Consider the following 26,801-nt stretch of genomic DNA (forward strand, 5'->3'; position numbering starts at 1 on the left):
GCACGCAAAAAAGCTCATTCCTACTCATAAAACAAGTTGGAAAGAGCTTTGAAAGTTTATCAAGTGTTTAAATTATTTAGTGTTTGGTTTGTTGGTTGTATTGTACGATCTTGTTGTTGGAATTGTAAACCCGTCTCAAAGAATATGTTACGGAGTAATCTTTGTGAAATTTGGTATGTGTGCTATTTGTTCATCTGGTCCTTTAAATGGGATTACATTTGCTGTTTCAGGAATTTGAATCCTTGAAATGTTAATTCCTTCCAAACAATTATTGCACCATATTAAAAAATACCCCTGCCTCTTTTCACTATCTCCAATATATTCAAAACTAATATTTGAACTGGAGCAACTTGGACAGTTAATCTTGGGGACATCAGGAACGGTCTCTTGAACTACTGCTGATAACTTCAACCATTGTTTAAATTTAGGATTAACCATGTTCAGTTTCCTTTCTTCTTAAAATAATCCCAAAAAGTATCTTCAATGCCGTATGCTCCATCTTCGAATAAGCGTAACATCGAATCATCTGCAGCATGCCCATAGATCCTAACTTGAAAAATATGCGTCCTCTCGTGTGCTAAAGTTTTAATTAATTGTTCTTCATTAATAAACGCATTAGGATATAACTGAATTTCCTTACCGTTTGGATTAGCCCAGCCTGCGAAAGGAACATCTAGCATTTCAGGATCCCTAATTATTTTTATCTTCACACCATCTAATCCCACACCTGCCTGTTCAGCTAAGCGCTTAACTTCTCTTAATTGCATAGGAACTTCCAAATGACTAAACTCACCAACGTTGGCTGTTCGACGGTATAGTTCTAGACCTTGTCCCGTCCCCTCAATCTTCCCTTCTACCTTAGCAACACTCGGTCCATCATGTATAGTAGGCGGTTTCGAAGGGCCAAATTCCATCTTCCCCGTATTGGGTACTATCATCTTGAAACCCTCTGGAGTCTTAACCATCTGTAAGGGTAATTTACTCGCAAATGATTCTGGTAACCGCGACACTGAAGCTGGATATTTAAACTTCTTCACCTTTTCAGCTACCGAAGTCACTGTTTCGACTGCTTCGGCCACTTTAGCCACTTCCGCCACTTCAGCAGTTACTTTAACCGCTTTTGTTACTTTCATTACACCTAACATTTGTTTTAAACCTTTGGGGCCGCCTATAGCTGATACAACTTCAAATGTACCTCGCGAGAAAAATTTGAATCGGGATTTAGTGCCACCATTGGTTACATCTCGAATATAGGAATTTGCAATCTGTGCCGATGTATTGATTATTACTTGTCGTTGAAATTCCTTTGCTTGGGGTGAATTTCCAGCCATAAGTCCTACAGAGATAACGGTATCAATAGGATGCTTTACAGCCTCAACAACTCCATCAACCAAACTTATAACTCCTTCAGATATCCCAAGGCCAATCCCCTCTATTGCCTCAATAAGATCACTTTCGGTCTCGCCGTAAGTCTTATTCAACCAATCCTGATATTCCAGATCAGGATTGCGCAAGATATCCACGTTATCCGGATCTTTCATCACATGTTTGAGGAAATAGTCAAGCGTTGTTTCGTTGCGACTATTATTGGTGGTAATATCCGTTCCGTCAGGTAGCTTCTTAGGATGACTATTCTCTTTTTCTAATCTATCTTCTTCTCGAATTTCTATTACAAAATCATCGTAGTTCTCCTTCGCCCATTCCCTGTATTCCCTATCTCCCATGCTAAGTCGGATCATCGTGAGAAGTCGATCGTCTGTGGGTAGGATCGAATAATCATGCTTCAAGGGGTTGTACAGACAGGCAGATAACGACGTTCCGGTGTATTCAGATGTTAGTTTTACATTCTCATCATAGAAGGTTTTGCTGACTCCAAGCTCAGACAACAAGGCCCTTGCTTTCTCCGCCTCCGCATGTGCGAATTCCATATAGGAGGTTTGTCCAAACTGCCTATATATCTCATAGGCGGCTTGGTTTCGTCCCACTTCGATTAGTGTATCACTGATCTTGTCTAATTTCTGCTCGGCTTCCATCTGCTCTTGTATCGAACCATGCTGCATCATCTCCAGCAAGGCGGCAATCTCTGCATCCCCTTTATACTTTAGCATGCGATCGATTAATGTCGTTCTTTCCAGTTGCAACGTAAGACCGCGGAAGGTACCGAACAAAAAGGGCGGGATCGCCGTTGTTGTATACCATTTGGACGAACCCTTCAATAGCTGCGTAGAAAAGCTGCCCCAGCTGTTCCACGTATCCCGCCCGATCATGGGAAGAGCTTTCTCTTGGGGTGGGTTTCCCCATGACTCTACCCTCGCGCTCCCTTTCATCAGCGCTATCGCATCCGCCACATTTTGTAGCTCTGCTCCTTGGATTTTGGTGATAGCCAGTCGGACGAAATTTTTCAATTGCTCCGAATCATCCGCTAGCCGATTGATCTGAGATTGCGCAAGCTGAGCTTGTCCTGACACGCGGGAATACAATTCCCCATCCATTTGGGCAAGGAAACCACTCATCNCCGGATGAATCACTCTCGTTGTAGTCAAAGAGCTTCGAAATCTATATTCGAAGCTCTTGTCTTAGATGGGATGGATTACATCTTTCGTGTTTATTCAATTAATGTCCTGCACCTTGATAATCATTACGTACGGAATAATCGGATTCGAATAGGATGTGGTCACCCCATTGGTATTTAAAAGAGTTACCATATATATCACTGGATGATTCCACTTGTCCCTCTATCTCCCACATATTCGCAATTTCGCCTTGATAGCCAAGTAATTCCGTGATCTTTCCGTTTTTCTCACGTAACGTATTGATTTTGAAATTCACGATAATATAGCCATTTTTCATAAACTCTTTTTCTTTTCCTGTTAATGCACCACCGTATTGTTTGGCCAAATCTAGAACTGACGTACCTGTAGGAAGAATATACGGGGCTACAGGCAAGTTATATTCTCCGTACCAATGTTGCACACTTCGTTCCGCACGTTCTTGAGTCACGTTCGAGCCAGTAGGAGGTTGCGGTCCGATAATGGTACGAGATCGATACCCTAACACTTCATTGTTATATCCTTGATCACTAATCTGAAGTTGACGGGTTAGATACTGTTGATAGAATTTTACCCAAGGTGTTTTCGCTCTTTCTAGTGGCGTCCAAATAAAGTTGTATTCATACTCCGCTGAGCGTTGTAGCTCTGCCGTATTGATATTTCGGAAGGGGTCCGCTAGCTTATAGACACGACTATACATCTTCTTATCAACATCAGATCCGACTTGGATCATCTTATTCGATGCGCCAGATGCATCGTAATATAAGTTAACTTGTTGCGCTGTACCGCCTTTTTGAGGAACGAACCAGAAGGTAGGGGTAATCCCGATCCCCTCTCCCACATTCCATACGTTTCCAATGGTCTTGAAATCGAATAAATACGTATAGCCATTATGAGGGACGTTCATCGCATAGGTCGGATGCGAGCCTGGTCTTACCGGTAACATCCTCTGTGGTTGATCCCAAAGATCGGTGTTCACACGATTCTCATTACGACCACCTGATACGTAATAAAATGAGGCATGAGCGGCCTGTCCTTTTTGCGTGCGGAACACATCTTCATAGCGAAAATCTCCAATATCCCATATACGGAAGCCAAAGAGTCGTCCGACAACGTCCACATCCATCGTTCGTTTGGCACAATGGTTGGCAAGATCTGAATTTTTCTCTGTCTGACAGCCATTCCCCTTATTAATCTCGGTCATTTCCGCATTAATGGCGATCACTTCCGTCTCAATCGTATACTTGTCTTCATCAATCCATGTTGGCATCTTAAATTTTTTTTCTGCGGTGCCTACATCAATATAGATCCATGTATTTTCCTCGATGTATTGAGCTCCATCAAACACACCAAAAGGAAACCTCACCCGTTTAGCTTCGGTGTATTTCGTAAAGGGGTGTTTGTACCCTGGTTTGTCAGAATGCTCCCCGTACTCGTCTAGTTTCACGGTAAACTCTCGGTCCAATATAACCACAGGGATACTCCTATTCGTTACCATTCGCTGATCAAAGGGACGATTATCGTCGTCAAGTACTTTCGCGTAATTTACGACAGGCGTGTGTACCGTTACCCTATTAATCCTTTCAATTGGGTATTCTTGATCCTCATCACCATCAAAGTCATAAACCAATTGGGAATAATAAATCGTTCCATTACTCTCTCCGACATGGTTCGCTTTATAGTACTCGATTTGCAAGTTGTCCTCTCGAAGAACTTGGATCAGGTTTGGTGGTGGAATCGTAGAAGGAGTAGCGCCCTTTTCTTCCTTTTCACTACCGTCCATAATAACTGATCCATTAAAAGTCAATGAATCGTTATTCACTTTAACCTTGCCAACGGCTTTTTCGGCGTATGACTGTAAATTTACGTTTGCTGCGGTCGGAGGTGAGGGTTTACTTCTACCGCCATCAACAACTTTTTTAATTGGCTTCTCTGCTTCCTTCACTTCGGGTGGAGTATATTTCCATGTATTCATTGCATCAACGCTTGGAGATGAATAGTTCTGTGGAAAGAGCGTCACAGTACCACCCGGAAGGGCATAATTACTCATTTCAGCGTGATCAATCCCATAAACACCTAATTTTTCAATCATCCAGTACGAATACTCCCGTTTGACTTCCATTTCTGCGGTAAATGAACCGTCTTCGGTTTGAGGATTGGGCGGAAGCGGAGTGCCGTCTGAACCCGTACCTCCACCATCGTCCCACTTCAAGGTGTATTCCTGTGTGACTGGTACCTTGTAATTGCATTCACCGACCATCTCTACGAATGTGTTTTCAAACAAGTAGTTTTTCGTTTCGGTACTTGCAACTAGATATTCGGAAGATGGGATCCCTTGCACGGCATCAAAGTCTCTTGGATTGTGAGGTGTATCTTCAAGAATCGACCCTGTCGATGAAGGTAGCATGTCCTGCCCATTGACACGTCCACGAGGAGTAGGGTCGGTACATTCTCCAGAAGGGTCAGGAATATCAACATCTAATTTCTTTTTATACTCCGCTACAACATAGGTGTCCATAACATCTACCGTTGGGTTTCGATTGGTTGTTATGGGATTTGGCCAACTAATAATGGCTTCTTTTCTCCAATTTTTATTTTTGGATGTGACGTACGAGCTAACAATTTCATACTGCGTTCCATTGATTGTTAGATTGTCCTGAAAGGTCGCATTGAATGGCTTGCCGATTTTAAACAAGTCTGTCATAGGCACTTTTTGCGTCTCATTGGGTATTAACTTTGTCGGACCTTGTAAAATACCACTGGATAAATTTCCATTAAACTTTCTTCCTTTTTCAATCGCTACCGTATATGCCTCTGAACCTATTATCGGTAAATACTGATTATAGTATTCCTTCAAATCTTGTTGCACTTGATCTGGCCACCTAATACCGTTCGGTAAAGCACTCAAAATTTGAGAATAGTTATAGAAATATTTCGTATTACTATCTAAAAAATTCCCTGATGCATTTGAAATCTTAAAAATAGCACTCGCATAAATTTTATCACCAGACACATTTTCCCCGAGTAGCGCCTGGTCCAATGCATTCTCAACATCCGATGCCTTAAAGGTACACGTAAATTTAATTTGTGTTCCAGTACGATCATCATCACATTCTGTATCGTAATCACCAATCATTATTTTACCTTTTTTAGTTAATTCATTAGGTTTTAAAGTTAGAGAAGGTTCCTTATGGATGTAGAATCCTACGGTTCTGTATCTGTATCCTCCTCCTGAAGCTTTTACGATAGTTTCAAATTTGATAGAACGATCAGGATTCATGATTAATTCATTCGCTTTAGTAATATGAGGTGATTGTATCCATAGTAGTATGGAAAATAGTAGTATTAATAGCTTGCTTAATCGTACCATCACAAATACACCTACAATAACTTATAATGGTCTGAAATATCTACGCCATCACTCCATAGTCTATAGTAGCCGTCATTTCTAAGAGAAATATCCGTATACCCTTTAAACTTCACACCTACTTTATTTTTAATAAAACTCATATTCCATGTTTGGTCATAAAATATACTCCACTCCAGCAAATGATCATCCCAATTGAATGCAGCTTTTGGTGCTGATACTATAGTAAATTCAAAGCTGCTGCGCATGTATATATCCCCAAACTCATACAGCATGCTTGGCTCCGCTTTTACACTCCCCTTCGTAACAATTTTATTTTTTTTCACCCAATCCACATATTTTTTCATCTTATTCAATCTATTTTTTCTAGCGAGATCACTTGTGCCATCTTTAGAGAGCAAAGCTTGCACTTCATTAGCCCAAGAATAATCAATTGTCTGATAATCGATATTTAGAATTAAATCGAAATAATCTTCGATTTTCTTGACTGACTTATCAATAAATAGTTTGTCATACTTAATGTAATCATCTGTCAATCTTGTTTTACTTGTTTTAAGTGAATAAATTCCACTGAATGCTAAAGAATCATCGTATGGCATTTCATACATTTCATTAGGAATTTCTGCAAGAATGTATGAAAAATCTTGTGCGTTCTTTGGTAGATTCGTCGTACGAATTACACGTCCCCATGGATCCAGCTTCGCATTGGCTAAATCTTCAGCATTTTTGATCGCTTCTTCATCTACGGGTAATACCTCACCTGCACGGACTTTTAAGATTCGCTCAATGATCACCACCGACTGCGCACGCGTAGTCGTAGCCTGTATATCTAATTTCCCTTTACCTGTCCCATGGATCAAGCCATTTTTCGTTGCAATTAACATGTATTCCCCATCTGATGTCGCCGTCAGACCAGCAGCTCGAACGGCAGCCCTAGCCATCTCCAAGCGAGTCATTGCCACATTATAATCGCCATACTCACTCCCCTTAATAACGTCATTAATAAAAGCGGCTTCAATATAGGGCTTATACCAAGGTCCTGATCCTTGTTGTTGCTCTAATGCAAAACCGATTGCGCTCACAACCATTTTGATAAACTCTGCACGACTTACGTCTTGATTCGGTTTAAACGTCCCGTCTACATACCCGTTAACATACCCTTTCGTCGCCGCATTCACGATATCTGCTTTACCCCAATGATTCGTAATATCTTTAAAAGCTGTAAAAATGGAGGGAGCATTGACCTCCGTTACAGTTTCTTGCACACTTTCTGTACTTGAATTCTCACCTTCCGCAGCGAATATGCTTCCTGGGACGCTAGTCACGACCATTATTGCAGCAATGAATGTTATCATTTTTCGTTTACTCATTAAAACCCCTCCGTTATAAATTATATTTACTATTGCAAAAATCTAGCTACTCACATACCATAATATGACAATCTATCCTCTTAATATATCACTATTACACATCATTCGTTGTCGAATTTTGTAATATTTAAAATTTTGTTCCTAATTACAAAGAAACTAACTCCTTTACAGACGTGTACGCCATAAGGGAGCTAGTTTCTGAAGATTATACGGATATTATTAATGGACGAACCCTGTCCAAAAACTGAGTAAGATCCTGCTTCAACTCTCTGTATTTATCCCAGATCGAGTTAGTCAGCATTTATGATAAATTCTTCACCCTCGGAAAAAAGACTATTACCAGAGTTTACACAATAATAGTGCTAATAGCCTGCTTATTCGTACCATCATAAATACACCTACAATTAAAGATAACAAAGGTAACAAAAACAGGTCAAGCATGGTAGTATCTGACCATAATCGACCTGTCCAATGTATAGGAATAGCGTTATTTAGGTTATAAAATTAAAGCATTCTGTGCGTACAAAATAAATGAAGAAATTCTTGTTGCGGTACTACATGGGTTAAGTGTGTTATTGGTTGAATGATGAAATCATTCGGCACTGGGTAGACCCCACCAAAATAAGAAGGTAATCCCCGAGAACAGGGATTACCTAAGTGTTTTAATGTAAAACAGAATGGAATTGATGAATTACCTTTTCAAAGGTCTTTAATCTTATAATATCCAAATCCCTTGGTTCAATCCTAACATTGTACTTGAAGAAGAACCTATCGTTTATTTCTTTTTCAAGTGACTCTAATTCTTCAACATCAGTATGTTGTGTTAAGTACGATAACCAATCGATAACTTCATTTTTGTGCCAAGTTAAAATTCCATCATTAGAAACTTCATTCATCTTATCGACAATTACTCTGAGTTCTTCTAGGGAACTAATCAATGCCTGATGCTTTTCGTTCATTAAGTCCATAGTTTCTCCACCTTATATGTCAGTTTAATGGGGTTATTTTAATCCAACTTTCTGGAATTGCGTTAAAGTCAATGTAAGTTTGATGTGCTCCACCATACAAACCATTTCCTTGCGAACCAACCTTACCATCCAAGCCAGTAATATTTGAGCCTTTTGGTATAGTTATCTCGTATAAATTACTAGCATTATTACCCCATTCTTGTTTAATAGCGGTGTTAACTCTCCACTCAAATTCTGTTGCAGGAGGAGCATCTAACGACCAAAAACCACCGTTTTTATCTCCTACTCTATATAGTGTTGTTCCTTCTCCGTATGTTTTAATTTCTGACTTTCCACCTGCAAATGAGTTCAGAACATTTCTTTCCCATTGGCTTCCCTCAGGTAGATTCGGGGCTTTAATATGAGCAACATCACCCATCCCATCAATTACGATAGAGTCAGGAACATCACCTTTACTCAATACTTTACTAAACTCTGCGCCAATACCCTTACCTATCGCATATCCACCCATACCTAATGCAAATCCGGCCCCAAAACCTATCGCAGAGTCCATAAGTAATTCATTTGTACTACGATCGGAATTGTTGACAAGCATGGGAATAGCCAGGGTTGGATTGGCCGAAGGTATGGCGGGGGCCGTTCAGAATCCTGCATTTAGATTATTAATACTTTGTTGGTTTAATAAAGGCGACTCTCCAACTATTCTTATTTTACCATTTTGTAGCCTTACTATATCCTTAGAACCCTCAGCAAATTTATCAAACATAAGACCTGGGTTGCCATTAACTAAAATACCCTGTTTTTCTAATTCAAGTCCCACTTCCCTTTCTTTTATTCCTTGCTCTTCAATTCTTCCTGCATGAGATGGATCACGAGCTAGATCATCTAATTCTTCTTGAGTAATCGACCTGTTCTATGTAACGGAATATCGTTATTTAGGTTATATAATTAAAGCATTTAATGTGCCGACAATCGAAATGAAGAAGTTTTAATACCGGTATTACATGGGTTATATGTGTTATTGGTTGAATATTGAATTCATTCGTCATCCATCAAAAAAAGAAACCTTGAAAGGCAGAAAGCCATTCAAGGTTTCTTGGATAGTGTTAGTCACTTCATATTCTTCAATTCTTGTTTCGCTAAATCAAGAGCAACCGCTAATTTAATCCGATTCTGCTTGCTGAGTCCATGTAGATACTGGGGGACATCTTTAGATTCTACTATCGGTTCAATTTCATTGTTATAACGGTCTAACTCAATATCTGCGATAAGACTATCATTAATTAGTATCTTATAAATATCCTCGCCCTGTTCAGGTATCCAGTTAACAATATAAGCCGTTTTCATTTCCGGAAATGAATTTTTAATCACTTCAACTAGTCTTCTTTTTTCCTCACTCTTGAATAGTGATTGATTGGAAATAATAAGTTGCTCCCTTAGTTCTTGTTCCAACTTACTGCCTATTAGTTTCACGTTCTCCCTCCCTTTAAACTATTTTATTAATCCGGGTGTTACTGTTACTAAGTTGCCATGCATATCAGTTAAGATTGTCATAGTGGAGGTCGGTTTGAAATCATTGAATTTATCTAGTCCAATGGACTTATCTAAAGTGATTTCTCTTACATATCGAACTCCATCTGCACTATCAATACTTCTGATGACTAGGGAATTCACTATTTCTGTACTCGACAGCAGTGAACGTAGTTCGTCCTGAGTTACTGTGAACTGAGAAGCATTCTTATTAGAAAAATGTCTGTCAACGACGTGCTTCCACCCATCATTACTGGTATTTATTCGGGATTGAACAATAGAAGGCATACCATGAACTTTACCGTCAATCCCCCCCCTTTTTGCGGGTTCGTAGGAACTGCCTCACCTACATCAGCGATTTCGTCAGCTTTCTTAATGAGATTGGACTCATTTTTTGAAGTTGATTTTACCACATCAGCGACATCTTCAATGATTCCATCTACTTTTTTGATAAGTTTTGCTCCATCTTGGACGATATATCGCCCAAAAGGAAAGAATGAAAACCCCAAAGATACTCCTGTTATGGCTCTACTAAATTCAGATAATTCTTTACCCGTTATTGTATCTCTTCCATTGGTGTACTCATAGCCACCTTTTGCTGTTCCTATAAATGGGGTATTATCTGCCAAGAAACTAACGGCTTCTAATCCTGTATCTTTTAACGCCTCTCTTGCAGGTTTCGCATAATTCTCCTCTACTGCTTCTGGATATTCTCTTATCCTATTAAAATACTCTTCGTTATATGTACGCACTGCATTGGAACGCTCTTGTAGTGGAATGTATCCGAATGTATCTGGGTTATACCCGTTTTCAAGTGCATATTTCCAGAAGTCGGCTACTTCCATCATTGTACCTGAATAAACGTCGCCTTCAAACAGTTGATATCCTTCATCTCGCAAATAATTGTTTAGTAACATTCTTAGGTTTGTTGCATTTACCTTCGTGTAACATCCTCTGTGGTTGATCCCAAATCCTGGTGTTCACACCATTCTCATCACGACCACCTGGTACGTAATAAAATTGGGCATGATCGGCTTGTCCTTTTTGCGTGCGGAACACATCTTCATAGCGAAAATCTCCAATATCCCATATACGGAAGCCAAAGAGTCGTCCGACAACGTCCACATCCATCGTTTGTTTGGCACAATGGTTGGTAAGATCCGAATTTTTGTCGGTTTGACAGCCGTTACCCGCATTAATCACGATCACTTCTGTCTCAATCGTATACTTGTCTTCATCAATCCCTGTTTGCATCTTAAATTTTTTTCTGCTGTGCCTACATCAATATAGATCCATGTATTTTCTTTGATGTATTGATCTCCATCAAAGACGCCAAAAGGAAACCTCACCCGTTTAGCTTGAGTGTATTTCGTAAAGGGATCTGTATACCCTGGTTTGTTAGAATGGTCCCCTTTCTCGTCTAGATTCACGCTAAACTCTCGGCCAGGGGTTGTCCCTTCAACTCTGCTATCATTACCTGTTCACGTTTTGCCATTCGGCTCGTCCTCCTTTGATTTTGAGCATTCAAAATAAGCTCATTCCTACTCATGGTTCAAGTCGGAAAGAGCTTTTGAAAGTTTATTAAGCGTTTTAATTATTTAGTGTTTGGTTTGTTGGTTGTATTATAGGATCTTGTTGTTGGGGTCGTAAACTCCTAACTATTGACCATCCTCCGTTTTTATTTCTCTCCACTCAACCTCGCTAGATTGAATATTTAGTACAATTACATCATCCAAACCATTAAGAACTAATTTAATACGCTCATCTTCTCCCTCAGATGGGAGTAAATCAACCGCTAGTATTTCACTACTATCTAAATCAAATAATTGAGGTTCAGTTTTGTAGAATGTTACATCAGAGAAGATTAATGTTCCAAGCTGCATTTCTGGTTGAGTTTCAACATAGAAGGATTGCTTCCACTGACACAATTCTAAAGTCATCCTTAACTGCTTATTGACTTCATCATATTCTAAATCCTCGACAAGGCTGTCAAAAAGGGTATACGCTTGAATACGCTGCGAGATAGTACATCATGGCTGCGTTTCCTGCGGGTAATTTATGAAAATAGGCTTCATGATCATAGTTTTGTGTGAAAAAGATGTAGGCGTGGTCAACGGTAGTAACTTCAAGCTTCACTACTTCAGTTGAGTCGTCTGTTTGCCCCATTCCTAAAGGATAAACAATATCACATCTATTAGGTAAAACTTTCACATTAGCATCAGCCCCTGTAAGTTTAGTCTCATTTAATGGATCAAGCACTTGAGATCTAGTATCAAGCACCTTTGTTTTAAAGTTAGGTATATCAGGGTACAAATCGCTTTTATAAGCTTCAATTCGATTAAAATCTACCCTATGTTTAATTTTAGAACCAGGATAGGCATCTAAGTTGGTACCAGGCGTCTTTTCTGGTGTAACAGACCCCAGTGGCCAGTGCGGACTTGTCGAATTACTCATAGTCCAAGCTGTATCCGATGCCCCTCTTTGGAACCCAATATAGGCTCCATTTGGAGATTCATTATCCTTTGAAACTACTAATACTTTTTCCCCTGTAAATTCAACTTCTCTATTAATTTTCTGAGCATTTACAGTTTCCGTCTTCACAATGTCTGGACCTTTAAAAAACTCAATTTTTGTGATGATTTTTCCACTTCCTATGTCTTCTACTATGTTTGCTTTCAAACTAGTATTGGACACAAAAATGGATTGATTAGCTTTTAATACATCCGCATCACTCTTTCCAAACGGGATCTCTTTTTCTGGAAGAGATTGTTCAGTAGCGGCCGATGCGGAAGGAGTATATGTTGTTAAGCATGAAACTGAAAAAGTTAATTATTACTAATATGAGTAAAGTGAAATTCTTTAAAGATTGCAATCTATTCAACCCTCCATACTCTAAACGCTATAATTTTTTCAATCAAACATCGGACCATTAACTTCGAGTAAAATATGAGATGTATACCCAGCAGCAACAACACTAGGAGAGTGGATTTCTATTTTTAATTTATCTCCATTTTGAACCCAGCCTGTCTTTGGCACGATATCAACAGGCAAATCATGCAATTTATGATGATAAACAATAGCTGGCATATTAAGAATTCCCTTCCTCATGTCTGTAAGTTTAACAGCGTTCATTCCCATTAGAGTAACAGAAGGACCTAAATCGCTAGACCGATACCTTGCAGAGTTGTTATTATAAATCTCTTTACCTTTGTAATAGAGAAGATAACTATCCATTTTTTCACTAACAGGGTGTTGTTCCATTGGAACTCCGTCATTTACACCTGATCTGTTAAACCACTTCAATTCACTTAGTGGTGGTAATAACTTTAAATTAGGATCATTTGGATCTGCTAAATCAATCGCTATCAACGCTTCCAACACACCCTTGTAATCTCCATCCTTGGTTTCTAAAACCATAAGTTCCTCATTCCACAAATCTTCAATTGTTTTTCCTACATAATCCTTTTCATCCGTCACATATATTTCAGGCATCACGGTAAAGATATTCGTTCCATGCCAAGCAATTTCTGCACTTCCTACAGCGTATTTATCAACTGGTAGTGTACCGCCATCTTTCACAGTCAAGATACGTTCGATGATCGTTACAGACTGAGCACGGGTTGTTGTCTTGTCTATCCCCAGTTCTCCTTTACCCAGACCAGTAATAAGCCCTGCCTTCGTTGCAAGGTACATCCATTTGTCATCTTCCGTCGTTGTCGCGCCGGTTGCACGAACAGCGATACGCGCCATTTCTTGACGAGTGATGTTGGTATTCCATTCTTTATCGTTGTTGGCAAAGTCTGAAGTAGAATAAAGTATATTATCACCAGCCACTTTCACGTAGGACTCATACCATGCTCCCGTAGTTGTTTCTACAGGTAGTCCAAGCGCAGTTACGACCATTTTCACAAACTCACCACGTTTAATTGGCTGATCTGGTTTAAATAATCCACCTGGATAACCGGCAACATAACCTTTGCTTACTGCAGTCACAATATCTGTCTTTGCCCAGTGCCCATCTCTCACATCGGTAAAATTACGAGCATCTTGTGTTTTTTGTACACTAGACTCTGCAGCCTGCTGAGTTTCCAGCGCAATTGAAGGACTTGTACCTTTCTTTTCCGCTGCTTGAACTGAATAAACCGTACCGAACAAAACCGTAAACAACATGACTCCACTGATTCCACCAACCATGAATTTATTCATTATTATCACCACTCCTATTTATTTTTTTGCTATCAACGAGGGCTTTGGACTACTTCTCATTGAAACCCCTTGGTCTTACATTTTCTTAATCAAATAAGGGTAATAAATCAATTTCCTGCTACATAATATGACATGTTATCCCACAATATATCACTTATCCAAATTTTAGGTTGTCGAAATTTGTCTTATTTGAAAGTTTGTTTCTAATGATAAAGAAACTAGTAGCTTTATAGACATGTACGCCAAACGTTTAAATTCGGGCAAAACTAGACGACAGCTTCAAGCGGTGAGTTCCCTTTCAATACCATTACTAAGTTGTCCTACTATCCAACTTGAAAGGTGCGATTTTTTTCTTTCTCAGTATCACTATCGTTATATGGTATTTTACAGGTGCGAGTAATTTTGAAAAAACCGCAGATAACAAAGGTAACAAAAAACAGGTTAATTATGTGGTATATAACCATAATCATCCTGTTTGATGTGCGTACAACCGAAATGGAGAAATCTTTATACGGGTATTGCATGTGTTATTGGTTGGATGATAGGTCCATTCGGCACTGGGTAGCCCCTCAAAAAAAGAAACCTTGAAAGGCATAGAGCCAATCAAGGTTTTTGTATAATTCTCTCGCTTAAAAAGGCGTAATTATCAACCTGATATTTTCTATATTTTTACATTTATCAGCTAAAGATATGATTTCTTCAATATGCTTGATTTCGTTAGAATCAAGTGGCATTTCCTTTAACCTCACAAGTTCAAGTATTAACATATCCATGTCTTTACTTGAGTAGACATCATAACTGCAGGTTGATAACTCTCCTAACATCTCAAACTTATCTTCGTTTTGTTGTAAATATTTAACATTCCCCTCTTCAAACACTTGGTCCAATTGCTCACCGTTTACAGATTCTAATATAATTTTGAACATAACTTTACTCTCCAAACCCCAAGCCACCTGGGGCTTGAACTAGAATATCATCACTAATTGAATTTCATCCATAAGCTGCTCGTATGCTGCGCGAGCCTGGGCAATTGACCATACTTTTAAGATGTAGACCCAGAACTATTTTTCGTTGTTGTATCGGTTAAATCAACATTCACCTGAAAACAACCATATCATCTTCTATTCCTTAATAAACGTGGCAGTAACATTTATTCCATCTGAAAGAAAATTGCTGAAACTATCCCATGCTAACTTAGGATCTCCCTCGCCCTCTATATATTGGTATACAGGAGGATTTTCTCCGTCACTAAATCTAAAATAATTAAATTCATAACCTTGATGCATAGAAAATACAAAAGTGTCCGCTGGTAACGTAAAAGGTTCTTGATTTTCTTCTAACAACTCATTTGCTTCTTGTGTCAATCCCCTTAAATTCCCAAAAAATATATCTGTTCCTTGAAATAACAAACCTACACGATGTCCCGCAGCCAACAAAAATTCGCGATATACAGTCGGAAAACTGTGTCCAATTTCATCCTCTAATTCCTTAATTTCATTCTCACTGCACCCCTCAATTTCCTCAGCGGAGGCTATTTGAGAACTTACCAATAAGTTTACAATACTATTCTTATCCATTTTGCATCACCTTCCAGGTCCATGATCTACTATTATCTCAATATTAGGGAATCTTTGCTCGAACTGCTTTATTACTCCTGAACAAGAAATACAGAAAGGCAACTCAGAAAACAAATAGACCTTTCCAGAAGCATCTTTTGATAGGTTTGAAGCTAAATTCTCCAAAATCTTAACTTCTGAATCTAGAGTACGTGGGTTATTCCCTGTAGTAATTGTATCAAAAATTCGTTTTTCTAGTACCCCAACTGTACCTGCTCTTTCTGCGTTACCACTAATTCCAATGAGTTCACCCTTTATACCATTAATTTCATACTCAGCAAAAGCAATATTTTTCTTTGAACCAACATTAATCTCTTGTCTAATTTGATTAATTTTGTTTAAAGATTCTTCTGTTGTTCGTATTACTGATGTAGCTTGTGGCGTCCCCTCAATATCTACCCCTTTTTGCGGGTTCTTAGGAACTGCCCCACCTACATCAGCGATTTCGTCAGCTTTCTTGATGAGATTGGACTCATTTTTTGAAGTTGATTTCACCACATCAGCGACATCTTCAATGATTCCATCTACTCTCTTGATAAGCTTTGCTCCATCTTGGACGATATATCGTCCGAAAGGAAAGAACGAAAACCCCAAAGATACTCCTGTTATGGCTCTATTAAATTTAGATAATTCTTTACCCGTTATTGGATCTCTTCCATTGGTGTACTCATAGCCACCTTTTGCTGTTCCTATAATTGGAGCATTGTCTGCCAAGAAACTAACGGCCTCTAATCCTGCATCTTTTAACGCTTTTCTTGCTGGCTTGGCATAATTCTCCTCTACTGCTTCTGGATATTCTCTTATCCTATTAAAATACTCTTCGTTATATGTACGCACTGCATTGGAACGCTCTTGTAGTGGAATGTATCCGAATGTATCTGGGTTATACCCGTTTTCAAGTGCATATTTCCGGAAGTCGGCTACTTCCATCATTGTACCTGAATAAATATCTCCTTCAAATAGTTGATATCCTTCATCTCGCAAGTAATTGTTTAGTAACATTCTTAGGTTTGTTACATTTACCTTCGTAGGATCTACCAGTTTAAACACATCATACACATTGTTCTCATCACGAACCAGGGAGCTTACGTCTTCGTTTATTTCATCAGCAATATCATCATAGTTCTCCTTCGCCCATTCCCTGTATTCCCCATCTCCCATACTAAGTCGGATCATAGTGAGAAGTCGATTGTCTGTGGGTAGGATCGAATAATCATGCTTCAATGGGTTGTACAGACAGGCAGATAATGGCGTTCCGGTGTATTCAGATGTTAGTTTTACATTCGCATCATAGAAGGTTTTGCTGACTCCGAGCTCTGACAACAAGGCCCTTGCTTTCTCAGCCTCCCCATGTGCGACTTCCATATACGAGGTTCGTCCAAACTGCTTATATATCTCATAGGCTGCCTGGCATCTTCCCACTTCGATTAGTGTATCACTGATCTTATCTAATTTCTGCTCGGCTTCCATCTGCTCTTGTATCGAACCATGCTGCATCATCCCCAGTAAGGCGGCAATCTCTGCATCCCCTTTATACTTTAGCATGCGATCGATTAATGTCGTTCTTTCCAGTTGCAACGTAAGACCGCGGAAGGTGCCGAACAAAAAGGGCGGGATCGGCGTTGTTGTATACCACTTGGGAGAATCCTTCAATAGCTGATTAGAAAAGCTACCCCAGCTTTTCCACGTATCCCGTTCGATCATGGGAAGTGCTTTCTCTTGGGGTGGTTTGCCCCATGATTCTACCCTCGCGCTCCCTTTCATCAGCGCTATCGCATCCGCCACATTTTGTAGCTCTGCTCCTTGGATCTTGGTGATAGCGAGTCGGATGAAATTGCTCAATTGCTCCGAGTCATCCGCCAGGCGATTGATCTGAGATTGCGCAAGCTGAGCTTGTCCTGACACGCGGGAATACAATTCCCCATCCATTTGGGCAAGGAAACCACTCATCTTTGTACGCAAATGATTCGTATCGTCAGATATTTCTTGCAAATCCTTCTGTAATTTCCCCATCTGGCCCTCTTGAAACATCGATTTCTGAGCCACTTATTTACTCCTTTCTCGCTCAGATGAATCACTCTCGGTGTAGTCAAAGAGCTCCGAAATCTATATTCGAAACTCTTGTCTTAGGTGGAATGGATTACATCTTTCGTTTCTATTCAATTCATGTCCTGTACCTTGATAATCATTACGTACGGAATCATCGGATTCATTCTGTGAAAAGTACCACAATATAACAATCTGTTCTCACAATATCACTTTTTCAATTTTACTGTTGTCGAAATTTGTAATATATAAAAGTTTATCCCTAATGCTAGATAAACTAGCTCCTTTATAGACGTGTACGAGCTACCTGAAAATCTGTGTAAACGTAACAAAACCCCATCTTATGAAAAGATGGGGACTCATGTAGTAATGCCTAATTGTCATACTGAGATTTCTTACTGCATATCCGTAAGTTTTATTGCCTGTCCGCCGTGCAATCTGGAATGTTCGGCTGCAAATGCCATCAGATGACTCTGGAGAGAAGCGGTTGCAGAAGTCAAACCGCACGAAGGATTGTTGTCGAATCGGTTGACATCCCGTAGAAATGAACCCACCATCCGCTCATCGCCGCCTCCATGGCCATCAGCACCTCCATGGCCATCAGCACCTCCATGACCATCGCCACCGATAGAGCACTGAATATCAAGCTTCTCCCCTGTAGCATACCTGTATAACGTAAAGGTTCCGTCATCCATATTCCCTAATATTTCACCTTGAGTGCCCATAATTTGTACCCTGCGTCCACTGGTTTGCGTAAGTCCAGACATGATGAACGATGCGTTCGCTCCATTGGTAAATTCCATATTGACGACCTGATGGTCGACAACATTGTTATCGCACCGATAAACGCAACGCCCAAACGGGCTCTCCTTGATCGCCTTCATAATCCCTTCCTGCGACAAATCATTTGACATATAACGCGCCCAAGGGTGGTGTGGGGGCTGGATGTACATTTTCAGTGCTGAGAAAGGACATTCCTTCTCCACCTCGCAGCCATCGATGCAGCGATCGGTAGAGCCATCCGGGGCATTCTCCGCTCTGAAATGAAGCAGCGATCCGTATGAGCTCACACTTGTACAGGACTGTCCCATGAGCCAAGATATAATATCCAGGTCATGACATGATTTCGCTAAAATCATCGGGCTTGTTTCTTCCGACTTACGCCAATTGCCACGCACAAAGCTATGTGCCATGTGTAGAAAACCAACGTTTTCGGTTAATTGGATCGTTGCAACCGTTCCAAGTTCTCCCTGTTCGATACATTTTTTAATCCCTACCCAAAAAGGGGAATATCGCAGGACATGGCTGACAACAAGCAGACGCTTATATGTTTGCGAAGCTTGCTCCAAACGGATACATTCATCCTTGGAAGGTGACATCGGCTTTTCTAACAGGACATGATAACCTAGCTCCATCGCTTTCATCGCCGGTACGTAATGCATCTGGTCGAGCGTGCTGATGATCATCACATCCGCAATACGTCCTTGATCAAATGCTTGCTCCCACGAATCATAGACATACTCCGAAGCAATCTGATGAATATCCGCAAACCGCTTTCTTCGTTCATCGTCAGGTTCCGCTACCGCTATGATTTTCAATTCATTTGGAAACTTTTCTGCATAAGGCCCATAAATATATCGTCCTCTACTGCCAGCGCCTAATAAAACCGCCGTTATCGTCTTCAAAACTTCTCCTCCTCATCATGTTCGGCTCCTGATTCAATTTTAAGGGGAATGAAGTAGTACATTAAAGAGATTGTTACTGACATTCATATACATTTATTGACCTTCATTTTATGAACGCACCATTCTATATTCTTGAGGCGTCATTTCGTTTTGCTTTTTGAAAAAGCGGATAAAAGCAAGTGCCGAATTGTAACCCAAGGCAGCCGCAATTTCATTGACTTTCATCGATGTATTCAACAGCATTTCCTTAGCCATCAGGTTACGGTAATCGTTTACATATTTAGATAACCCAACCCCGGTAATTTGCTTATACAATCTGGAAAAATAAGACGGATTTAAACCTACATAATCCGCCAATGCATTTAAGGAAATATCGGTGGATATATGTTCTTCGATATACCGATGAACCTTTGTAATAACTTCATCTGGCGACTGTATGCCATGTGAAGCATTCCAATCGAACAGAACCTCTGCCATTTGCCAAAAATATTGGGTTAAATCCGACCACGAAGTCGTATCACTATGCTGAAACAATTTATCCAAATCAAGCAGTGTATTCATGTAATCGCGAACTTCCCGATTTTTATTAATGTGCGAAAGAAACACGGCAGAAAGAGAATGATACAATTCTGTTTTACGCTCATAAGGAGTCAGGGAATCACCCCATATGGCTGTCAACTCGACATATAGCTTGGAGAACTGTTCCCGGTGATTATTTTCCAGACAAGTCATAAGCAATTGTACCCGGGTATGATAGAAAAAATCATGATGACTCCCCATCTCGTGGCCTTCGCGCTCATGAATATCCCTATCCGTCATAATGACCTCACTGGACAAGCCGTGACCATAAACAAAACAATATTTAATAGAATGAAATCGGTCAGAAATGCCGTTCCATGCCGTCTGCTCGCTGCCAAGAATAAAAGAAACGGGCAAGTTCAACAATTTCTTGCACGTTTCCTGGACCGTTTCTAGAATACCACTTGCATACCGATAAGCTTTGACCCAGTCCAAGGGGTCTGAAGCTGTGAACGATTGCTCGTTAATTGAGGGTTGAATTAACCAGACGATTTTCGACAAATCGTACACAACGGAAAAGCAGTGCACATGCTCTGATAAATACTCGTCGCAAATATTTTGGAACGCATAGGTTAACAGTGCTTTGTCCGGTGTCGTGAACATCTCTTTCCAAGCATCCACCCTGCCAAGCAGCAAATAAACCGGCATCCCCGCATCCAGTGAAATATCAATTTCCTTAAATGCTTGTTTCAATTGATATTCCGTTTCCTGCTTACCTTGGAACAGTCCCCACATGTAGTCTTTTTGCAGCGAAGGCAGCGCCAACCTCATTTTGGTTTGCGCCCTTGCGATAATCTGCTGCTGATCGTGTTCCTCCTCGATTTTTTCAATCGCACGTTCCACAGACTCGATAATTTTCTCATCGCTTTCTACCTTCAGAATGTATTCGAAGCCACCGTATGTAATCGCACTCCTTGCATAATGAAACTCATTATATCCCGTTAAAAAGATGACTTTGCAGGAAGGCCACTGTGATTTGATTTCCCGCAGCAATTCAATACCTTCAAGTCCAGGCATCTTGATGTCTGAAATCACGATATCAATCCTGTGATTCTGCAGCACCTCCAAAGCCTCTTCTCCTGAATAAGCTTTCATGACATCGAGCTCTAAATGAGCGGTTTGCTCGAAAAGCTCAAGAAGACCATCAACAATAATCGGAAGATCATCAACGATAAGCAGTCTGTACATGCTGTTTCCTCCTCTAGCTCTAGCTTATGCTCAGGTTGATCCTTACCTTCAGCCCGCCTAGAATGGAACGTGACAACGTAATGCCATGATCTACACCGTAACGCAATTGTATTCTGCGATGAACATTAATTAGACCGGTCGTTTCTTCGATACGATTGGAAGACAGTTTAAGCCGCAGCTTGAGCTGTTCAATTTCCTCATCACTTATGCTGTTACCATTATCTTCAACATACAAAGAGAAGTCGTTTCCCTTTCGCTCTGTATGAACCCAAAGCTCGCCTTTGGGGAGCATACTGCCTAACGCATACTTATACGCATTCTCGATAATCGGCTGCAAAATAAGCCTTGGTACAACCATGTCCGGGACCTCTCCGTCAAATCTGACTTGAATCCGGTCACCATAACAGATAGACTGCATATCAACATAGGTACGTGAATGCTCCACCTCAAGCTCAAGTGGAATTTCATCTTCATCGTTCCGGGTAATAAATTGAAAATATTGGCCGATATGCATGCAAAATTGATATGCTTTTTCTTTTTGATGCTCAGACTTGATCAAACGGCATAATACAAAAAAGCAATTATATAAAAAATGAGGATTAATCTGTGATTGCAGTCGTTTCAGCTCTGAACGCTGGTTGCGGATTTGCTGCTCATAATTTTCCTCGATTAATGTCTTCAAAGATCGTACGGTATCGTTAAAAGCTTGATACAAGTACCCAAACTCGTCATGACCACGATCGATCGGGATCAGATCCAACCTGTTCTGCTGGACGCGCCTGAACGAATGAACCAGTTTCATTAGCGGGCGATATATAAACCGTAATAGAAAATAAGAGAAGAAGAACACGATGAACACGGCAAGAACGCACGCCCCCAAAAACCAGAACCGATACATTTGCAACGGGCCTAAGACATTCGCTTCGGGGATACAAGTAATGGAATACGAATTCCAAACATCGGAGTATTTATAAACAGTAAGGTAACGATGCCCTGCATAATGCAGTGTTTCATAACCCTCCTCAGATTTGGAGCCTCGCTTTTCCGCGGCAAACTCCTTCATTCGTTCCATTAAAGCTGAATCGGTGCCACTCTCAATTTCCCAGCCCCGATCCATGTTCAGCAATACGCTCTGTCCGCCTCGTGATTCTCCGATCTGTGCCAGCGTTTCTCTGATCTTACTTGCAGACAACTCGACCCCCACAATGTAGATAGGTCTCCTTATCGTATTAGCTGGATATTGCATGCTAATAAACAAGCGATCATTCCAGTACGTAAACGGTTCTGCATACAGCTTGTCAGTTTGTTGCATCGCAGCGTATTCCGACTCATCAATCGACGTTTCATACTTCAGACTTAGAATGGTGCGATCAATTAAGGGAACGTAGGCCCTTGCCTCCTGAATAAACGGACTCGAATTTTTCATCAGATCCAGCCGTTTCTGAATCTCCAATATTTTTTGTGTAAGCTCATAATACGTGATGTCATGGCCAGTTATGGCAATTTCCATCAAATCCTTGTCCATGACATAGTTCGGCAAATAGCGGTCAATCCTATCTGCCTCCTTATCCAACGAGTCCAGATAGAACCTTGTCGTATTCAGAATCGACTCCGATATTTCCTTACGAATATTGTCAGAACCTCGCTCATTAATCATCCAGGTAATCATCATCAGCGGTAGCAGCGCTGTCAAGAAGGCAACCATCACCTTCTTGAAAATGGAGGAGTCGCGCAAAAAGAATAAGAACTTCATCGTTTGTTCTCCCATCTAGTTCATGATCAGAGTAACCCCGATATTATTCTTTGACACTCCCCATCACAATTCCTTTAATAAAGAATCGTTGCAAGAACGGATACACGATGAGAATCGGGAATGCTGCGACGAAAATTTGCGCTGCTCGGCTTGTGCGGTCCGACAATTTAAGCATCAATTCGACATTCTCCGTCTTAATGAAACGGAAGTCTAGTTTAACAATGACCGTCTGCAAGAAGGTCTGCAGTGGATAATTCTCGGTATGATTCATATAGAGCATCCCGTCGAACCAGCTGTTCCAATGCCCTACCATCGTGAACAAGCCTGTCGTTGCCAATGCAGGTAATGACAACGGTACATATATTTTCCATAACGTCTTGAAATGTCCTGCTCCGTCAATTCGCGAAGATTCCTCAAGTTCCTTCGGCAGACTACGGTAGAAATTGAGGAGCAAAATGACGTTGAATACTGCGACACCTCCCGGTAGAACCAACGCCCAAATCGTATCGATCATTCCGAGGGACTTAATCGTAGTATACGTTGGAATGAGTCCTCCGCTGAATAAAATCGTAAATACGAATACCCATGCGTAGAATGTACGCAGCCGGAACTGCCTGGAATCTTTGGACAATGGATACGCTGTAATAATCGTCAACGTCATACTGATCATTGTCCCTATAATGACCCGTTGGATCGAGATCCAGAATGCGCGTAGATACTCCGGCTTTCCGAATACGTTTTGGTAAGCAGCGGTTGTAAATTCAACCGGCCAGAGTAGAACTTTACCGGCTGCTGCCGCCTGTCCGGAGCTGAATGAGATCGCTAGAATATGAATAATAGGCATAAGACATAAAAAGGATATGAATGCTAAAAAGATAAAGTTGCATACCAGGAATAACTTTCTGGACCATGATCTGTTATTATGCACGATGTGTGTCTCTCCCTTCTGAATTACCGACGCCTGCCTTAGAAGATGCGGTAATTCGCTATCCGATAGGCTAAGACATAAGAAACCGAAATGAAGATAAAGGATACGATGGATTTAAGCAGCCCCACCGCTGTCGCGAATCCAAACTGTGCTTGTTGGACCCCCAAACGGTATACGAAGGTGTCGATAATATCCGCACTTTCATAGACCGGTGGACTATACAGGTTGAATATTTGCTCAAAGCCTGCATTCAATACATTACCGATATTGAGTGTGAGCATCAGGATAATGATTGGCATCATCCCTGGCAGTGTGATGTTCAATATCTGCTTGAATCGCCCAGCCCCATCGATCTCAGCTGCTTCATACAGCGATGGATTAATGCCAGTTAGTGCAGCCAGGTAGACGATCGTCCCGAACCCGAACTCCTTCCATACATCCGAAATGACCATCACATAAGGAAACCAGGCATTTTCACCTAAGAAGAATATAGGCTTGATCCCAAATATGCTGAGCACTTGATTAAGGATACCGGAGGATGGGGATAGAATATCAACCAAAATACCGCTTAATAGAACCCAAGATAGAAAGTGTGGCAAGTATACGAGCGTCTGGAACGTCCGCTTGACCCATTCTTTCCGCAGCTCATTGAGCAGAATCGCTATCGTGATAGGCACAATCAATCCGGCAATAATTTTCATAACCGCAATATAAATCGTGTTCAGAAAGACCCGTCCGATGTCGGGATATTCCATTAACAATTGAAAGTTCTTCATCCCAATAAAGGGTGATCCTATCAAACCTTTGTTCGGGATATACTTTTGAAAAGCCATGATAATGCCAGCCATCGGGTAATAGCTGAAGATCAATACCAAGATTAATCCTGGAAGCACCATCATATGAAGAGGCCACTCCCGCTTCCACATTCGTGTCAATACATTCATGCATCTCACCTCGCTGTATTAAAAGAGGGGTTGTTGTTAGTCAACCCCTCAATTCATCTCTCATGCAATTATTTGTGACTTGCGTACCACTCGTTCACTTCTTTGGTAATGTCATCGCCGCCAAGCTTCTTCCACTCTGTAACGAATTTATCGAATTCATCGACGGACACTTGGTTCATAATGATTTTGAAATAGATTTCGTCGCGCTTCTTCTTCAGAAGTTCTAGACGATCCACCATCGTAGGCGTAGCTGCGCCATAGAATTTGTCTTGCAGATACTCTTTGTTTTGCATCATTTTCGGATTATGAGAGCTTGCGCCATTCGGACCCGAAATTAAATATTCCCACCACATGTTGATATCGCTGCCGTCAACATATTTCATCGCGCGCTCATAACGTGTTTCTTGATCGTTCGTTTGAAGAATACTAGGATCTTTCGTTTCAATCGCTTTCGGCAGAATTTCACCGTTGTTATCTAGCTGTTTACCAACGCGTAGTGGGCTAAGCAGCCAGTAGTTGTTACCTTTTTCTATCTTGTCTTTACCGTACTTGTATACTTTTTGATCTTCCGTTGGATGGTTATCCACTGCGATCCATTGGTTCACCAAGCGGATAACGCCCTCTGGGTGCTTCGCTTGCTTGGAAATAACATAATACTGATCCACGCCTAAGCCAATTTGATTCAGTGTCGGATTACCATCCGCGGATGGAATTGAGTATGCGCCCCACTCTTGCACGACTTTACCGTCTTTGATAGCGCCCTTCGCCAGCTGTGCAGGCGTCCAGGATGCACCGAATACGAGACCTACATTGTTGTTATAGAGAAGTTCTGCTTCTTTCTCTGTATCTTTCACGGCGAACTCAGGATCGATTAATCCCTTCTTAAACATATCCTGCAACGCCTTGAGCGCGTCTTTCACTTGCGGTTGAATGTCGCTGTTCACGAGATTACCGCTGTCATCTTCCATCCACATATTCTCATACGCATGGTAGGCGTTGAGGAATGCGCGGAGACCCGTTACACCTGTATCGATTTTGAATGGTTCCTTGCTGACTGCGAGACCGTAAGGTTTACCTGTGCCCCCTGGGTCTTTCGTCTTGAAGGCTTCAGCGATCGTGAGCACGTCTTGCATCGTCTTCGGTTCAGGCAGGTTCAATTTCTTCAGCCAGTCCGTACGTACGAACAAGTATTGGAATTGGTAAGGATTGTAGGAGCTCGGAATCCCCATCAGTTTCCCATCGATCGTCGCCGTCTTCATCTGCATGCCGCCGTCCATCGTCAGGAACTTCTTCGTCTCATCCGTTGCGTTCTCGTCGTATACATCCGTGATATCCATGATCATGTCTGCATCAGCCAGATCTTTGAGCTGTGTCGCTTCCACAAGCATTAAATCCGGAATATCGTTAGATGCGATCGTCATTTTCAATTTTTCTTTGAACTGAGTGACGTCTGCCACCCATTTATTCGTAATCTTCACGCCAATGTCTTTCTCATACGCATCATAGACGGAGTTCTTGTCGAAGCTCTCACCTTCATCAAATATAAGATATGGATCACTTTGTGAAACCGTCGACACTTCCACAACTTCCTGCACATCCTGTGCGCTCTCTTGTATCGGTGCCGTTGTCGCGTTGCTTGGCTTCTCAGCCTGATTCGCCTTATTCGTCGCATTATTGCCGCCGCACGCAGTTAAGGCAAAGCTGAGGACCAATGCACCGATCAGAAGACTTTTCTGCTTTCTTTTCATGTAACCCCTCCCAATTATCAAAATATAACACCAAACTCTACCAGTATGTTACAGCCTCTTTGCTTGATTTTAGTATAATAATGTAACCGCATTCATTCCATACACTACTCTTTACTTTCATATACACCTCTTGACTACGGTGTTTTTGATCTTGCTGGATGGGGCGTTTTTACCAAGCGGACGGAGTCTGGATAACAGCCAAGCAAAAACTATTTATTCTGTTTCTAAAATTTCTGAAGTTGGGATCATAATAATCTTCAACCTAAAAAAAACCACGGTGATCATGAAGTGACCCCCTAAAGTTAGACAGGTTATTTTATTAGG

Annotated in this window: 21 protein-coding genes; all 21 read right to left on the reverse strand. The window is 41.0% G+C overall.

Features of this window, described 5'->3' with window-relative positions:
• Positions 1-147: 147 nt before the first annotated feature.
• The 21 genes from EJP82_RS11130 to EJP82_RS11240 all read right to left on the reverse strand — a co-directional run bounded on the left by EJP82_RS11130 (position 148) and on the right by EJP82_RS11240 (position 26,477).
• Positions 148-438: a hypothetical protein gene (locus EJP82_RS11130; RefSeq protein WP_127192116.1), complete on the reverse strand. Its 291-nt coding sequence runs from the start codon at positions 436-438 to the stop codon at positions 148-150.
• Between the two features lie 2,175 nt (positions 439-2,613).
• Positions 2,614-5,919: a DUF5704 domain-containing protein gene (locus tag EJP82_RS11140; RefSeq protein ID WP_127192117.1), complete on the reverse strand. Its 3,306-nt coding sequence runs from the start codon at positions 5,917-5,919 to the stop codon at positions 2,614-2,616.
• A gap of 11 nt (positions 5,920-5,930) precedes the next feature.
• Positions 5,931-7,286, reverse strand: coding sequence for an S-layer homology domain-containing protein (locus tag EJP82_RS11145; RefSeq protein ID WP_127192118.1), 1,356 nt, complete (start codon positions 7,284-7,286; stop codon positions 5,931-5,933).
• A gap of 662 nt (positions 7,287-7,948) precedes the next feature.
• Entirely contained in the window at positions 7,949-8,254 is a 306-nt protein-coding gene (locus EJP82_RS11150; protein WP_127192119.1) for a hypothetical protein, read from the reverse strand.
• Between the two features lie 19 nt (positions 8,255-8,273).
• Positions 8,274-8,849: a hypothetical protein gene (locus tag EJP82_RS11155; protein ID WP_127192120.1), complete on the reverse strand. Its 576-nt coding sequence runs from the start codon at positions 8,847-8,849 to the stop codon at positions 8,274-8,276.
• Positions 8,850-8,894: 45 nt separating this feature from the next.
• Positions 8,895-9,074: a hypothetical protein gene (locus tag EJP82_RS11160; protein ID WP_127192121.1), complete on the reverse strand. Its 180-nt coding sequence runs from the start codon at positions 9,072-9,074 to the stop codon at positions 8,895-8,897.
• A 290-nt stretch (positions 9,075-9,364) separates the two neighbouring features.
• On the reverse strand, positions 9,365-9,727 hold the full coding sequence (locus tag EJP82_RS11165) for a hypothetical protein (protein WP_127192122.1): 363 nt from the start codon (positions 9,725-9,727) through the stop codon (positions 9,365-9,367).
• 317 nt (positions 9,728-10,044) lie between these two features.
• Positions 10,045-10,701 (reverse strand): pre-toxin TG domain-containing protein, encoded by a 657-nt coding sequence (locus EJP82_RS11175; protein ID WP_127192124.1) that lies wholly within the window; start codon positions 10,699-10,701, stop codon positions 10,045-10,047.
• Entirely contained in the window at positions 10,673-11,038 is a 366-nt protein-coding gene (locus tag EJP82_RS11180; protein ID WP_127192125.1) for a hypothetical protein, read from the reverse strand. The genes EJP82_RS11175 and EJP82_RS11180 overlap by 29 nt, the downstream gene beginning before the upstream one ends.
• 404 nt (positions 11,039-11,442) lie before the next feature.
• On the reverse strand, positions 11,443-11,712 hold the full coding sequence (locus EJP82_RS11185) for a hypothetical protein (RefSeq protein WP_127192126.1): 270 nt from the start codon (positions 11,710-11,712) through the stop codon (positions 11,443-11,445).
• A gap of 61 nt (positions 11,713-11,773) precedes the next feature.
• Positions 11,774-12,463: a hypothetical protein gene (locus EJP82_RS11190; RefSeq protein WP_127192127.1), complete on the reverse strand. Its 690-nt coding sequence runs from the start codon at positions 12,461-12,463 to the stop codon at positions 11,774-11,776.
• A 231-nt stretch (positions 12,464-12,694) separates the two neighbouring features.
• The gene (locus EJP82_RS11195) at positions 12,695-13,990 is read right to left on the reverse strand and encodes an S-layer homology domain-containing protein (RefSeq protein WP_127192128.1); all 1,296 of its coding nucleotides are present in this window, start codon (positions 13,988-13,990) and stop codon (positions 12,695-12,697) included.
• Positions 13,991-14,619: 629 nt separating this feature from the next.
• Positions 14,620-14,931, reverse strand: a complete 312-nt coding sequence (locus EJP82_RS11200; protein ID WP_127192129.1) for a hypothetical protein — start codon at positions 14,929-14,931, stop codon at positions 14,620-14,622.
• A 180-nt stretch (positions 14,932-15,111) separates the two neighbouring features.
• Entirely contained in the window at positions 15,112-15,567 is a 456-nt protein-coding gene (locus tag EJP82_RS11205) for an SMI1/KNR4 family protein (protein ID WP_211350080.1), read from the reverse strand.
• Between the two features lie 6 nt (positions 15,568-15,573).
• Positions 15,574-17,652: a deaminase domain-containing protein gene (locus EJP82_RS11210; RefSeq protein ID WP_127192130.1), complete on the reverse strand. Its 2,079-nt coding sequence runs from the start codon at positions 17,650-17,652 to the stop codon at positions 15,574-15,576.
• A gap of 395 nt (positions 17,653-18,047) precedes the next feature.
• Entirely contained in the window at positions 18,048-19,337 is a 1,290-nt protein-coding gene (locus tag EJP82_RS11215) for a Gfo/Idh/MocA family protein (RefSeq protein WP_127192131.1), read from the reverse strand.
• A gap of 108 nt (positions 19,338-19,445) precedes the next feature.
• Entirely contained in the window at positions 19,446-21,104 is a 1,659-nt protein-coding gene (locus EJP82_RS11220; RefSeq protein WP_127192132.1) for a response regulator, read from the reverse strand.
• 19 nt (positions 21,105-21,123) lie between these two features.
• Positions 21,124-22,857 (reverse strand): histidine kinase, encoded by a 1,734-nt coding sequence (locus tag EJP82_RS11225; protein WP_127192133.1) that lies wholly within the window; start codon positions 22,855-22,857, stop codon positions 21,124-21,126.
• Positions 22,858-22,900: 43 nt separating this feature from the next.
• Positions 22,901-23,785, reverse strand: a complete 885-nt coding sequence (locus EJP82_RS11230; protein ID WP_127192134.1) for a carbohydrate ABC transporter permease — start codon at positions 23,783-23,785, stop codon at positions 22,901-22,903.
• A gap of 38 nt (positions 23,786-23,823) precedes the next feature.
• The gene (locus tag EJP82_RS11235) at positions 23,824-24,729 is read right to left on the reverse strand and encodes an ABC transporter permease (protein ID WP_211350081.1); all 906 of its coding nucleotides are present in this window, start codon (positions 24,727-24,729) and stop codon (positions 23,824-23,826) included.
• A 68-nt stretch (positions 24,730-24,797) separates the two neighbouring features.
• A complete protein-coding gene (locus tag EJP82_RS11240) occupies positions 24,798-26,477 on the reverse strand; it encodes an extracellular solute-binding protein (RefSeq protein ID WP_127192135.1) in 1,680 nt (559 codons plus the stop codon).
• Positions 26,478-26,801 lie beyond the last annotated feature (324 nt).

Origin of the sequence: Paenibacillus anaericanus, from assembly GCF_003994475.1 — a bacterium.
GTDB classification, from domain to species: domain Bacteria; phylum Bacillota; class Bacilli; order Paenibacillales; family Paenibacillaceae; genus Fontibacillus; species Fontibacillus anaericanus.